This is a genomic window from Prolixibacter sp. NT017, assembly GCF_009617875.1.
Classification (GTDB): domain Bacteria; phylum Bacteroidota; class Bacteroidia; order Bacteroidales; family Prolixibacteraceae; genus Prolixibacter.
Genome location: NZ_BLAV01000001.1, coordinates 2,356,539 through 2,372,036 on the forward strand (window position 1 = coordinate 2,356,539; position 15,498 = coordinate 2,372,036).

The window sequence follows — 15,498 nt, forward strand, 5'->3', positions numbered from 1 at the left end:
TCATTTAATCGTTTGTTTATCATCCGAATAAGTAACTTATTTTTTCATTAGAGAAAGACGCACCATTAGTACCCCATGGGCAGGAATCTCTCTTTTTAGCCGCTGGTTGGTTTGCCCAATTGTCTTGTGCTCCCAAAGGTCATAGACGCCATATACACGCTGATGTAAATCTACGTCCCGCACAAAGTACATGGTCTGCTTTGTCCAGTCGTAATTGAGTTTCCAGGGCTGGTTAGTCCGGTTGAGAAAACAAACAGCAATCTCTCCGTTGCTAAGCGGCTTAGCCCATATCTCATATTCACCCAAATCCATAAACTTGCGGGCTTGTTCGCCTTTCGAATCCTGATCGACAGCAATAACATCGGAATTGGTCAGTATTTCCCGCGTCTGTTTATCCATCTTTGTCAAATCGTTACCAGCCATCAACGGAGCTGCCAACATGGCCCACATGGAAAAATGCGTTTTGTATTCATCGTAAGTCATTCCTCCATTCCCGACCTCCAGCATATCAGGATCATTCCAGTGCCCAGGGCCGGCATACCGCCACAAGTCTGCCTGTTTATCGATGATATCGAGCACGCCCAGGCCTCCCCAGTCGAAGGTACAGTGGTAACAATCACGTATATCAGCTGTTGTACGCCAAAGATTTCCTATTCCTTCTCCCCATTTCCAGGGTTTACCTTCGCCCCATTCGCAAATGGAAAAAACGATGGACCTTCCCGATGCCTTCAGCGCATCACTCATTGTTTTATAGGCAGCTTTCGGATCCTGACCGTCATTCGAACACCAGTCGTATTTCAGATAGTCCACCCCCCAAACAGCATACTGACGAGCATCCTGAAACTGATAACCGCGGCTACCAGGACGCCCCTGGCAGGTCAAAGATCCCGCACAGGAATAAATTCCGAACTTCAATCCCTTCATGTGAATGTAATCAGCCAGCGCTTTCATCCCGGACGGGAAACGCTTCGGGTCGGGAATGATGTTTCCCGCACTGTCACGGCCTACCTGCCAGCAATCGTCAATAACGATGTACTGATAACCGGCATCCCGCATGCCTGTCTAAACCATTGCATCAGCCATCTCCATGATCAGATTTTCACTGACATTGCATCCGAATTTATTCCAACTGTTCCATCCCATAGGTGGAGTAAGTGCCAGCTTTCCGGGTTGTGAATCCTGGGCATGAACCGATGAGACAATTGCCAGTATCAATACCAAAGCGTATATCAAACCTGAGTTAAGATTGTTCTTTTTCATTGTTCCATATTTATTCCATCCGTTTACAGACTAATTTCCAGTGGGTTATTTTTTAATGGAATAACATAAGCTCCCCGACTGTTTTTGTTGAATCTCCCCACATTACGCCTTTCTCCATTCGAACCTTCAACGCGTAAAAATGCTTTTGGAGTGAAGCCATTGGCAGCATCCAGTTCTGCTTTAACGGTTCCGGTTTTGACGTTGTAGCTTACGCTACGGAAGGTTCCCGCATCAAGCGTCAACCACAGCTTTGCTGGAGCAATAAAAATTCGGGATTTCGCTGCTGTTGTAATTTCGGTTGTGATCCAGTCGTCTTTTTTCTCCAGATTTCCGCCGAAGGCAAGCCATCCAAATTTTTGATCGTTGACAATATAGGTTCCTGTATTCACGGCATATCCGAAAAATCCAGAACCGTAATCACCGGAAAGCCCGTCATTCTTCAAAGTTGAAGGATATGAGTGGAAAGCGCAGGGAGCAAATCCCTCTTGTGTAATATTAGAAATTCCTCCCATCAAACCGCCATAGCCAACGCGCAGGAGGTATAAGTTGTCAGGTTCTTTCCGGTACTCATGCAACACGGGAATCGCGTTCAATTCGGAACCATAATGGTGAATCATTCGCTCAATGCGTTGTAGTTTTCCCGCGTAAAGAAAATCCCAGTAACGACGCGCATTACCGTTGTACGCCCAATGCGGAATCGTAGGCATATAGGCCAGAATGGCGTCGATGGTCACCACGGCCTTCTTTGTAAAACCAAAATAACTGGACCACATATATACCTCTTCCTGCCCGGTCGAATCCCATGGCATCTCACTACCGAAAGGATATTGCAACGAATCCCAGTGTACCGCGCGGGCTTTCATCACCTTTTCCAACTCACCTGCCTCAGACATCATTCCTTCAGCCTTCAGGTCATGCAACACTAGTAAAAACACCGTTCCTTCCATTTGGCCGAACTGTGCATAGTAGGGAGCCTGTTCCACCATCGCCATCGCGGTATGAAATGCATGCTCCAGATACCAGTTCCAGCTTCTCTGCGTTACCAGCCCCTGATAATTTCGGGCCAACCGATACATGCCCCAATAAGCAGCAGTGACATGAGGATAATTATACGACCGTCCTACCGACTCCGCTTCTTTCTTCGGCCAGGCAGCCCAGGTTGTGTAGTTAATCGTATCACTGTACGTTCCGGCGGGCGTGGAATCGGGCTGGTAATAGAACATGCTTTTTCGTACTCCATACTTGTGTTTTTCTTGACTATATTGAATTCCTCCCCATATGGTATGATCTACGAAATTCTCCAGCCTGGCAATCTGCTGAGGATCGGGCTCCACCAGCTGCTTCATGATGGCATTCAGCCAGCTTCCCGCTCCGCCCTCATCGCTGAGGCCGGCAATCCAGGCCCGGCTGTTTTGCGTTACCTGATGATGCGCTTCATTATCATAGCTTATAACGGAAGGACTTCGGCCAAACAGGTCATCTTTATTTTCGTACCATTGTTTCGTCATCAAAAAATGGCCGTTATTAGCCACCAGCTCAGATTCCGGTTGAATAACCTTATAATTAATGGTCTGCCGGGTTCCGTTATCATACGTCAACGTCAACCGGGCTCTCCCCCATTTTCTTCCCTGAACGCTGTATTTCTTCCAACCGGCGTAAGTTGTAGACACATATCTCACCTCCAATGCATTGGCTGGCTCCACATTAATTTCTTGCACCTTTGCATTCGCTTTAAGGAACAATTCGGCCTTCACATCCTCCGGAATGACATAACCGGGAATCCCAACGGCTACCGGACGTTGATAGTGCTGCAAAGCATCTTCTATATGTTCAATCGATTTTGCCAGGACAAACTCTACTCCGACACTATACGATTCACCGGGTTTCAAAACTTTTGATGTAGGATGATTCCACTGCTTAGCATTCTTCCATTCTTTTTCAGCATAAGCCTTGCTATGAATTGTCCATTCATAAAACCCCTCAAAGGTTGTTCCCCGGGGCGTCGGGTCATCCAATAAGGGACGATAGGCCTCAAACGGCGACTTCTTCCACGGTAAAACCAGCAATACCGGCCCTTTGCCATTGAGACGGGTGACCTGAAGATATCCGGCATCCTCTCCGATATAGGGATCGTAGAAGACATTTTCGGCATGAGCCTGCTCCAATGTTTTCTTTGTCAAATCATTATTAAAAATCATGGGTAATCCGAGCGCTCCGATTTCGATAGCTCTGTCTGTTTTGTTCTTCAAGTCGAACCGAAGCAACAGGTGGTCACCTTTCTTTTCCCACAGACGATCAACGGTTAGCGGGAAATCGGCCGGAAAGCTCTTTTTCAAATCGGCTGCAGCCAATATATTTTTATCCGAAGTAGTGAATGCCTCAACCGGCTTTCTTCTCGACGCTGACGAATACGTGTTCCACGTTGCTGAGCTATCTGATTTTACCCGCAATGTAATATCTCCCAAATGATAAAAACCATCGCCGTTTCTTGATTTCAGTCGATCGTGCGGAGTGAAGTCAAAACCTTCTGCTCCTGCTGACTTCAATTCTGAAATCGTTTGAGAAGACTTGACCAACTCAAAATTAATTGTGGGCGTTGTATACTCGAGAAATCCGTCTTTCAAACCTAATGTACCGGCTTTTTCCTTTTCTTTCTTCGCCTGAGAGCATCCTATTGCCAGAAGCGAAAAAAGCGCCACCCCCTGAGCTATTAATAACATCCTGTTGATTCGTGGTTTAATCATGTCGTTTGCTTTACTATGGTTAAATATTATTGTCTTCTGCCTCCGAAAAACGAGTCTTCACACCGCCAGGTCTCGATTCCTCCATCAATGCGCCAATTTCTTTAGGCGTAAAATACTGGTCGTACAACCGAATGTTGGTCATTGCACCGGTAAAATTTTCAACGGGATCTCCGGATGCACCAATCAGAATCTTGCTGCTCCGGACAAACAGTGAGATCGGTTGCTGATTATTCAGCTTTCCGTCCACATATTCATACTCGCACATTCCGTCGAAAGTCAATACCAAATTGTGCCATTTTCCCCGGGCCGGAACTGAATCAAACGGCAAATCCACAGCTCCGTCACCATGAGCCGCAGCACCACAAGAACCTTTTCCATACATCAAAGCAGCATATGACGCCTGTAACATATTGCGGCGCGAGGTCCAGGTTAAAAGGCATTCTCCAAAACCGATGTCTGGACTATTCATCCAAACAGAGGCCGTAAAAGGTGCATTCCAATTCAAACTCTCAGGAGCCTCGCGGGAAAGAGTAAACCAGCTTTCCCCGTCCAGGAAAAAAGCCTTAACTCCATCAATATTCCGAACCTCAGGTTGGCCGACACATTCAAATCGACCGGACAGAGTTCCCTTATTTTTGATTGGGGACTTAAGTACACCTCGCTTTTCCCCGTTTGCACTAAGATTTACCAGCAACTCACCTTTGCCGACAACTCCAGGTCCTTCTTTGCTCTCCGCATTTTGACAAGGCGGCACAGCAAAAAGATGATCGTATACTTTTATATTCCAAATGGCAGCATACATTCCTGTTTTTTCTGTTCCCGTCACAGTCATCCTGATATAACGGGCATTTTCATCATTGTCATCAATCATCGGTGAACCGCTTTGTCGGTTGTCGGTCCGGTCTGCAAAGACCTTCCACTCCATACTGTCTGAAGAAACCTCAAGCCTATACTGATAGTAGTAGGTAGGATATTCAAACTGTGTCATAACTCGTTTGACCTGCTTCTCACGTCCTAAATCAATGACCAGCGATTGAGGCAATTTCCCGTTACCAGCTTTCCATATTGTTCCATTATTGTCATCGATAGCATATTGGGGACGGAAAGAGTAATCAACTCCCCCGGGCATGTATCGTGTAGGGCGGGAGACCAAATGACAAAAAGAGGACGCTGAAGCACGAGCTCCCTTAGCCAAATTGGCAAAAGGAACTTGATTTTTTCCCAAATAACCAACTCCGCCAGAAGTAGGTATTACTTTTGCTATTCTATGGGTGCCAGTGAAATTCAATTTGTCAGCGCACACCTGCCGAAACTCTCCACCGGTGCTGTGAGGGTTATCGTGCCGATGATAGACAATATAATAGTGTCCGTTCTCCTTTAATACGGAATGATGTCCTGGTCCGTCAACCATCTTCTTTTCATTTGTGGACAAGATCGGATTATTCTGACCATAGATATAGGGTCCGTGAGGGTGACGGGCCCATGCATAATGAACAGCATAACTGCTCAAACGACAATCGCCGGAAGAATACATCAGAAACCAGATACTATCACGCTTCAACGGGCACGCCGCTTCAAATGCGTGGGGAATTTGCTTCATTGGTATATAGCCCGCAGAGCAGACTGAATCCATCGTAGTGGCATCAATGTCAGCCCAGCCCATGCCACCAAATGAACTACACCAGGTTCCGAAAAAGGCAGAAATACTTCCATTTTCATTTCTCAGAAACTGAGCATCCAGTGCCGGCAGATTCTTTAAGCCCGTACCAATCGGAATAACCGGTTTGCCATGGTTGACCGGTTTCCATGGTCCAACGGGCAAATCCGACACATAGCCGTAAATATTACAGCCGAGTTGACAGTTTCCCATAAAATAATAGTACCGTCCGTCCTTCGCCTTTACCACATCCGGCGCCCAACAGTTTGTCAGTCCTTTCGGCAGCCGAATATCCATCTCATAGTTGTACCAGTTGACAAAGTCTTTACTAATCCAAACCTGGGGTTCTCCTGAAGCAAGTTTGATACCATCAGTGGTGGCATAGATATAATACGTATCTCCGAACTTCTTCACTGTCGGATCGGCAAAATAACCGGGGAGCAACGGATTGCCTGTGTCGGTAGTAATCCCCTTACTCCAAGAAACTGGCTCAGTCCCACCAGAAATGAGAAAGAAAATGGCAACCAATTCTATGTAAAGGATAGCACTTTTCATTACTTTATTTGGTAGTTGACTAATCTTCGCCGAAAAGCATATTGATGTTCGGTATTCATCCCTAATTACTGGTAAATTCAAAATCATGATGAGTAATCACCTGGATTACCCACCATGATTGGATAAATAAATTTGAGGTATTTGATTTATGGATAAATCATTACTCCATTCTCACAGTTCGCACTCCATAAACCGGACCCGCCTGCTGTTTAGGATGGGCCTGTAGCATAACTTCCACCGACTTTTTCCCTTTCGTCAGTTCCTCGGGAATATCATACGGTATGTCATAAAATTGGCTCTTCTTATATTTATTCAAATCGACAGTCGCAATTTTTTCATTGTTAACGAGAATATCGAAATGGCGGGAACGATTATCCATACCCCAGTAGGTCAGAACAATCTGATTGGGAAGCTTATCATCTACTTTCATGGTAAAGCGCATGTTACCGCCACTATGAGCAAGACGGAATTTACGAGTATGATTCTCTCCCGTAAAAATATGCTCGCCGGAGAAATGATGATCGCGTTCCGGCTGCATCTCTCCTACCCGGAATAAGTCTATTGTCCGCTCATCCAATTCGCGCGCATGACGTTCCTGCTGTTTATATATTTTCTTTTGCTTTTCCCACTCCGAAGGAGAAAACACATCCCAGTAAACGCTGTAATAATCATTGGTAAAATCGTACAGCGGCTTAAATGTCACATCGTGAGGCTCCCCAGTTCCTGTACTGACAAAAGTGAGGTCATTGATGTCCTTTGGCTTTATCCATTGTGCCGGGGACTCATTTCCCGATAGGAACACGGGAGTTCCATCGGTTGGATTGGGCTCATTCTTTCCCAGGTCACCTGCCAAAAGGATGGGACCATAGAAAAAAGCTTCCCGTTTCGGGTTATCCGGAAGTGACATCGCATGAATTCCCATTGGATAGGTTACCGTTATTTGATCGTTGTTTTTCCAGTTTCGGGTAATCGTTATATATCCGTCTTTGTCAACTACCGGATTTTTCAGTGTTCGATGATTAACTTTCACGGTATATTGACCTTTCACCCAATACGGTTTTCTTATCCTTAGCGGAAAATTCTGTTTCTTCTTCGTCTGTATTGTCAATGAAAACTGGTCGGAATAGGGAAAGCGTGTATTCAACGTGATCCGGGCATCTTTCTCTTTCCAGTTAAGAACTGACGGAATAAACAAATTGACAAACAGACTCCCATCGGAACCATGGCTGTAGATCGCGCCTTCATACTTAACGTGATTCTCCATACTGGTACCCACACAGCAGGTAAACGTGTTGAATTCATCACTAAATTCCTTTTTGGTTCCCATCCTCAACGGAGTGAAGTAACAAGTCATGCCATCTTTCCTGTTTTGCGAAGAAAGGATATGATTATACAGGGCTCGTTCGTAATAGTCCATGTACCTTGCGGTCGGTCGAAGGGAGAACAGGTGCCGGGTTAATTTCAACATATTGTATGTCGAACAAGTTTCCATGGTATTATCAGTCAACGGTAGTACATCATCCGGACCGAAATATTCATAATTTCCATTTCCTCCCGGAGCATAGGTGTGGTGATGTACAACCATATTCCAGAAAAAACCAGCTGCGATGCTATCTTTTTTGTCTCCGGTCAACTCGTAACGTCGAATAGAACCAATTACTTTGGGGATATTGGTGTTGGAGTGTTTCCCTGGGATGACATTCACTTTCGCCTCAAGGGAATCCAGCACAAAATTGTCATGAAATTTGTATGAAAGATCCAGATACTCTTTTTTTCCTGTTAAGGCATAAAGATTAACCAGCGCCTCGCTCATTCCGCCGTACTCGCACCGCAACATTTTCTGACGCTCTGCTTCTGTCAGTCCTCTCAACACCCGGTGAGTCCAGTCTGCTATTTTCTCGTCCACATCCATTGCCTGCTGATTGCCACAATAGATATAGGCATCCATCAATCCGGCCATTATTTTATGGAGTGTATACCAAGGTGCCCAGGCTCCGTTTAAATCGAAGCCACCGGTTTTGATTTCGCCCAGCGCAACCTTGTAGAATACCATGTCCTCATTTGGAACAGCTCCAACATAGCCGGTTCCGCGAGCTCTCTGGCAAGCCGCTAACTCCCTGACGATATAATTTACCCGATTCAGGAACACCGAATCTTTCGAAAGGGCGTAATACATGGAACATGCCGACAGATAATGTCCCAGTGAATGACCAGCCAATCCGGCATCTTCCCAACCACCATATTTTTCCGCTTTGGGCTTCAAGCCTGCATGTGTCCTGAACTGAGATAAAAAGCGGTCCGGATCCAGTTCCTTCAGATAGGCTACATCTGCTTTCATGGCATCCATGAAAATACTCTCTTTGAGCTGTACATCTCTCAAATCAAACGCATAAGCCTTGATTTCTACCTCCGGCTTTATTTTCATCACATTCCCGTCATTCCCCTCAGGAACATAGGTTTGTGTATATCCCGGGCTAGTCAATGCCAGGATAAATCCCAGAACGACATACAGACTTAGTCTTTGCTTCATTATGCTACAGATTTTTAGTTGCTGATTCAGCCAACCCATCTGAATAAATCAGGTGAGTTGGATCATCAAAGTAAGTAATGACGGGATATGCCTTGTGCTCCCGTTCTTCTTGAAAATTGTTATAAACCTAAAAATTACTCTTACTTAAGAGGTACCCGTCAAAACAATTAATAATCATCCGCTTATAATACAATAAGCTTCGATTGGACAGTTAAAACAGAGAAAAGACCTGGCCCGGAAAGAACTAAAACAAACGATTAAACGCTATTGAGTTTTTAGCTTAACATGATTGATGCTATTCCTAAAATAATATGGGCTGATACTTATGAAAAGTACTATTTAATACACAGAATTCCGGTACCAGGTCAATTTCATCTGCTCTAATCATCCAACCTATAAAAACATCCAACGAATTTCTTTTAGTATCCCGGGTTTTGTTTGAGGTTCGGATTGGTATTCAGTTCTTCCAAACCTATCGGGAACAACTTGGTATAATCGCCCTGGGGAGTGTGATTGTACCAGCTTTTGGTCGTAAACACACTAAAGCGAATCATATCGGTACGACGTCGTGCCTCAGCTGCAAACTCCCATCCCAGCTCATCCAGAAAACGACCATACTGAACCGGTGTTTGATCACCCGGATTATCGATATTTCCGTTTTCATCCAGTGTGCCATATTGTATGGTTGTATTTCCTTCCAATTCGGCTCCGGTAACTGTTGCTTTTTCCGGATCGTCGAAATCACGTGCTCGTACTTCAGAAACAATGGTTGCTGCCTGATCGCTCTTTCCGGTCCTCAGTAAGCATTCGGCTTTCATCATCAATACATCGGCATAACGGAAATATGGGAAATCATTACTCATATTGCTTTTACAGCCGTTAGCAATTTCATATTTACAAACACGGTATCCTTCATTGAATTCACAATAATAAATACTGGGCATTTTATTGACCAGGGTAATTACGACGCTACCATCGGTTGCATTGATCTGGTCGCCATGTAGCCAGGTATCGTCGAAACGCTTATCGCCCGGTTCGTAGCTGTTGATGAACTGAGGATTGGCGCTGGAACCACCCCATGGTTGTGCCGTCATGTTGAATACATATCGGTGAACTGGAAGCAACTGCTTCATATGTTGGTTCCAACCAGTTCCATAGATGTCGTCATACGGAACAGCAAAAACGATCTCTTTGGAATTTTCATTATCCACCTTGAATACATTTCGGTAATCAGATTCCAATTCGAAATTTCCACTGGCGATAATTTTGTCACAGGCCTCAATACACTTGTCCCATTCAGCGGTACCGGTATATACCTCTGCGTTGAGGTACATGCGGGCCAGCAATTGCCAGGCCGCCCACTGCGTCATGCGTCCATAAGTGCTTTGGTTCACTTCTGATGGCAAATTGGGAATAACCTCCTTCAATTCGCTAATAATAAAATTGTAAACCTCCTTGCGACTCTTCTGTTCAGGCACTTCATCACTGTAAGTAATCACAAGAGGGACATTACCATGGGTATCGCACAGGATAGAATACCACAATGCACGCAAAGCTCTTAGTTCTGCCTTGATAGTAACGGCTTGCGCTTCGGTCACAGGAAGTGAACCACCGTCGATCTGCATCATTACCCGGTTAATATTATTAATGGCCTCGTAGGAAGTCAACCAGGTATTCCGGCATTGCCACTGTTGATTATCCCATGTATGAAAATGCATACGTTTATAGGTTCCTCCATCATCCCATCCATTGGGACGGGTCGGCGTGACCATTACATCGCCAGGCTCTTCCTGTAGGTCAAATAGTCCCTGCCACCCCATGATATAACGAAGAGGGGTATATCCCGACGCCATTAGGGCGATGATGTCATCGTCTGTTGCACTAAACGTGGATTCTGTTACTTCGTCATAAACCTGCTCATCCAGATTGAAGCATCCACTGGTGAAGAGCAGCAGGCTTAAAGAGAACAGGATGACACCTCTTCTCAGATATTTTTCTGACTTTGTATATTTATACTTCATAACACTCGAATTAGAAAGTAAGATTTAGACCAAAAGTATAGGTTCGGGTTGTTGGATATTTGTCCCTGTCATCATCCCCGGGATACAAGCCTGTCTGTTTCACTTCCGGATCAACCCCCTTATATCCGGTTATGGTCAATAAGTTAAGTCCGGAGACATAAACCCGTAAATTCTTGACTACGTTCTTGTTGTGCAGATTAAAGGTATATCCCAATGTCGCGTTATCAATTTTCCAATAATCACCATCTTCCACATAATAGCTGACAAATCGCTGGACATCCTGCAACACTGCTTTTCCATATACTTTATCGTAAGCTGAAGTCAGGGTGTTGTAACCGATGGTCGGATTTTCATAGAACATGCGGGAGAAATTCAGAATCTGGAAACCGAAAGCACCGCGCATGTTCACGCTAATGTCGAAATGACCAATTTTGAATGTATTGTTCCAACTGGCATAATACTTTGGAATACCGTTTCCAAGCACTTGCCGGTCGTCAGTGGACGATTCGGTTGCCGGAATACGCGTCCCATCAGGTTTTTCAATAATCCAGATACCATCGTCGGTAATGCCGACACTCTTCAATCCATAGAAATCACCAATGGGACCACCGATTTTTATCCGGTGTGTCTCAATCTGAATAGGCTCACCTGTATATCCAGCATAGAAGAAATCATTCGTCGTCTGGAATTTATCATTCGATAGTGAAACCAATTTATTCTTGTTTGTTGAAAAAGTAAGACCGGCAGTCCAATTAAATCCTTTGGTTTTAATGGGAATCACGTTAACCAGCGCTTCAAATCCCTGGTTTTCGATTTCTCCCACGTTTGCTGTGATGGTGCCGTAAAGGTAAGGAGGTGTTGGAACACTGTAGTCCCACAAAGCATCCTTGGTCAGACGGTGATAATAGTCGAGTGCACCGCTAACACGACCATTAAACAAAGCAAAATCGAGACCTACATTTATCTCTTCTTTCTTCTCCCACCGCAGATCTGGATTGGCATTCCGAACAGGAACCAGCTTGCGTACCCACTGACCATTATTATAGAAATAGTCGCTATAGTTCAAACTACTCAACGAGTTGTATGAATCGAGTACATTGGTACCAGTAATACCATATCCGGCACGTAGCTTAAGATTGCTAAGCCAGGTAACGTCTTTCAGGAAACTTTCTTCTGTTAATCTCCAACCGACTGAAACGCCCGGAAAATTTCCCCACTTGTGGTCCTTTCCGAATTTAGAAGATCCTTCTCTTCGTATGCTGGCCATCACCAGATACTTGTTATTGAAGTTATAACTTGCACGCGAAAAAAGGGCAATCAGCTTATCTGAGTTTTTGTACGACCCCATTCCGGCTTCACCTTTGGGCAATCCACTACCAATACCCAGGTTGTTATAGGTATACGAATCGGTTGGGAAATATTTATTGTTAGCCCAGAAACCTTCATTCATATTGTCCTCATAGTTATATCCGGCGAGAACCGAAAAAGTATGAAGGCCTAAAATCTTCTTGTAATTAGCTGTTAACTCAGCATAATTGCCCACATAGTTGTCTGTTCCCCTGGAAGCATAACCGCCGGCACCATACTTGGTGTTCGACACGTGATTTTTCGTCTCATAGTACCCACGGATATTGTAGTTTCCTTTCCGCGTATACATTCCTTTAAGTGCTAATCCATCGATCGGCTTGAATGTCAGCCCTGCCGTAAACCGGGCATTTCGGTATCGGTTCTCACCGTCTGACTCTTCAATATAACCAACCGGATTATCATAGAAATAAACATCCCTTTCAAACCAGGTACCATCTTCATTCTTTACGGGTTCGGTAGGGTTCCTGATCAGTGCCTGACGGTAGACGTATTTATTAAAGCTGTAACCGTCTCCTCCGGTCCAGTATTTTTGTTCACTTACAATCGTTTCAATGTTGGCCTGCAGTTTACCGTCAAACATGCTATGGTTGACCGCAATTCGTCCTGTGTATTTGTCGTTGTCAGACCGGATAAAAATTCCCTCATTGTGTCGGTAATTTATCGATGCTGTCAGGCTGGTATTCTTGCTACCACCTCTGAAAATGACGTTGTGTACATTGCTGATACCCTTCCGCGTAATTTGATCCAACCAGTCGGTATTTGCACCATAATCTTGCAGGTTCGCTCCCGTGAACGTATAGCCTTCTTTCCATTTCTCTCTGAGCTGATCAGCGTTGAGAAAATCGAGTTTACGGCTAATTGTTGAAAGGGATACATAACCAGAATACTCAATAGTTGGAGCCATTTCCTTGTGACTCTCTTTCGTCGTCACAATAATCACCCCGTTGGTTCCTCTCGTTCCATAGATGGCCGTGGAGGAGCCGTCTTTCAATACATCAATGGACTCTATATCTTCGGGGGCAACAGTAGACAGACTTCCGGGAACACCGTCAATCAAAACCAGCGGATCGGAAGTTCCCAATAGCGAAGCATTACCGCGAAGCATGATAACAGCGCCTTCGGTTGGATCGCCTGATGGGGTAGTAATAGTCAATCCGGCCACTTTACCCTGGATAAGCTGGGCGGCATCGTTCACCGCACCTTTGACAAAGTCGTCAGATTTTACAGATGCAATAGCACTGGTAACATCTCCTTTTTTAACGCTACCATAACCAATAGCCACAACCTCATCCAGACCAATAGTATCCTCCGACATCATGGCGTCAAGCTGACTCTTTCCGTTCAAGGCAAGTTTTTGTGTTTTCATTCCAATAAACGAGAAAACCAGAACGGCATCAGCCGGAACATCTTTCAGTTCGTATTTCCCATCGATGTCGGTCGTTGTCCCGGTTGTCGTTCCTTGTATCACAATCGTCACCCCCGGGAGTGGCTGTCCTTTTGCATCAGTCACTTTCCCTCTAACGGTCTGGACTGATTGTTGAGCATTTTCCCCCATTTGACCGGGAGTTCCAGCCTGCAGGGGTGCAACCCCCAGGAAAGCCAGTAAAAATACAAGCATAAAAGTCCCCCGGATACGGGAGCATCTTCTTCCTTTGTTCTTCATGGAATCGTTAATTTAATAGGTTACATGTTTCATAAAATCAGGTTCTGTATGCCGGTAGCTGTCTATCGGAAAAGCACAACAGCATAATAAGCGCTTCATACATTCATCGCTCAGGTCAACGATCGACAGGTAAAATAAAACGAACCATTGCGGTCCCTGCATTCTGCCAAAAGGTAAATTCCCGGGACTGCTGCTTGAACTATATCCTTCTGTTATCCTGCTCGGACATCGGTTGGAGAATGCCCTACACGATCACCTTCGGGTACGCTTCCCGGACTGAACTGAAGGATTAATCTTCGCTTACTAATTTAGTTCCACTATAACTGTAAATCATTTTCCCTACCCCCGTCCTAAGGTCCGATTCGGACTAAGGAAATGTTTTGAGATGAACCGCGGAATTTCTCATCTTCAAGTTTTCTACAGCTGAATCGGCGTAAAAGAACAAGCTTGAACGAATTAGTCCATTTTACTCCACCGCGACCTTACCGTATGTGCAAAAAACCTGCACATATGTATAATAAACTGGAAAACAAAACTTTGAAAATTGCAGATTTTGCTTATTGTTCCTTATCTGGGCCTAGCATCAACCGGAAATTTCAGGAATTGGTACCGCATCACTATGGTATTGTCACGCTAGAGGTGTCTCTCCGTGTGACGAAATGGATGAAAGGGCTGTCAATCCATCAGTATAATTCACAATGGAGTATGATTACTCATTCCCTAAGCCTGTATTTAATACTTAGTGAATGAATAATAAGGCAAAGAATCCTACAAGGCCCCGGAAACATCAGCAATTACTTCCCGATAGTGATACGCGGGAAACAATCGAGAGAAAAATCCTTTTTAACCACAAGGCAGCGAAAATGATATTATTATTGAGAAAAATTTCAATCAAGACATCCCAATTTATACAAGGATTGTTGACTCAAGAACTTGTGAGTATATGGATGCGTTGGAGGAGAGACTATACCTTGAAGTAAAATTTTAAAAATTATCATTGATCCACTTTTTTTTGTACTTTCGCGCAAGTAACTCTACTTAAAGCAATAGTAAACCAACCTGCAAAACAAAACTCACATATTAGATGCAAAGCTTGTTGCTGCCATCAGAAAAGATGACCATTATGCTTTTGACGAGCTATTCCGAAAATATAGTCCTTCTCTGTTTTCATTCATCATTAGTATACTGAAAGAAGAACACCAGACCGAAGAAGCTGTACAAGATGTTTTTCTAAAAATATGGGAAAAAAGAAAAGAGCTGGACCCGACCCTGTCTATTAAATCTTACCTATATACGATTGCACTGAATACAACGAAGAAAATTTATCGGAAAAGACTCCAGGAGGAGAAATACAAACAAGATATTGTATTGGAGTTCCATACCAATCACACATCAGCTCTTAGCGTTCTTGAATATCAGAACCTGCTCGAATATGTTGACGGGATTATTGAAAAACTGCCGCTTTCCCGCCGTAAAATATTTATCATGAGTAAGAAGGACGGTTTGAAGAATGCGGAAATTGCAAAACTCCTCAATATTTCAGAGCAAACAGTAAAGAACCAACTCGTTTCTGCTATGAAGTTCCTCCGTTCCGAAGCAGCTAAAAGTAATGGAGAGCTTGGTTTTTTGTTCTTTCTTTTATTTTATCGCCTTTAATTTTATTCACGAATAGTACTTTTTTTGTGTTTGTGGATATTATA

General features: G+C 44.3%; 8 protein-coding genes. 1 reads left to right on the plus strand and 7 read right to left on the minus strand.

The window, feature by feature from the left end; genetic code table 11:
• Nucleotides 1–36 precede the first annotated feature (36 nt).
• From GJU87_RS09830 to GJU87_RS09855, 7 genes are all read right to left on the minus strand, one after another.
• A complete protein-coding gene (locus GJU87_RS09830; RefSeq protein WP_228491941.1) occupies nt 37–1,056 on the minus strand; it encodes a glycoside hydrolase family 27 protein in 1,020 nt (339 codons plus the stop codon).
• A 6-nt stretch (nt 1,057–1,062) separates the two neighbouring features.
• Nucleotides 1,063–1,260, minus strand: a complete 198-nt coding sequence (locus tag GJU87_RS21445; protein WP_228491942.1) for a hypothetical protein — start codon at nt 1,258–1,260, stop codon at nt 1,063–1,065.
• 23 nt (nt 1,261–1,283) lie between these two features.
• Nucleotides 1,284–4,004 carry a DUF5695 domain-containing protein gene (locus GJU87_RS09835; RefSeq protein WP_153639362.1) on the minus strand — a complete coding sequence of 907 codons (2,721 nt, stop codon included), beginning with the start codon at nt 4,002–4,004 and terminating at the stop codon, nt 1,284–1,286.
• A 19-nt stretch (nt 4,005–4,023) separates the two neighbouring features.
• Nucleotides 4,024–6,216, minus strand: coding sequence for a family 43 glycosylhydrolase (locus GJU87_RS09840; protein WP_194831498.1), 2,193 nt, complete (start codon nt 6,214–6,216; stop codon nt 4,024–4,026).
• A gap of 160 nt (nt 6,217–6,376) precedes the next feature.
• On the minus strand, nt 6,377–8,746 hold the full coding sequence (locus GJU87_RS09845) for a glycoside hydrolase family 127 protein (protein ID WP_153639364.1): 2,370 nt from the start codon (nt 8,744–8,746) through the stop codon (nt 6,377–6,379).
• 419 nt (nt 8,747–9,165) lie between these two features.
• Nucleotides 9,166–10,767 carry a RagB/SusD family nutrient uptake outer membrane protein gene (locus tag GJU87_RS09850; protein ID WP_153639365.1) on the minus strand — a complete coding sequence of 534 codons (1,602 nt, stop codon included), beginning with the start codon at nt 10,765–10,767 and terminating at the stop codon, nt 9,166–9,168.
• A 10-nt stretch (nt 10,768–10,777) separates the two neighbouring features.
• Nucleotides 10,778–13,798 (minus strand): TonB-dependent receptor, encoded by a 3,021-nt coding sequence (locus tag GJU87_RS09855; protein WP_153639366.1) that lies wholly within the window; start codon nt 13,796–13,798, stop codon nt 10,778–10,780.
• Between the two features lie 1,077 nt (nt 13,799–14,875).
• On the opposite strand from GJU87_RS09855, the gene GJU87_RS09860 reads away from it, so the two are divergent.
• Nucleotides 14,876–15,454 (plus strand): RNA polymerase sigma factor, encoded by a 579-nt coding sequence (locus GJU87_RS09860; RefSeq protein WP_228492092.1) that lies wholly within the window; start codon nt 14,876–14,878, stop codon nt 15,452–15,454.
• The last annotated feature ends 44 nt before the right edge of the window (nt 15,455–15,498 follow it).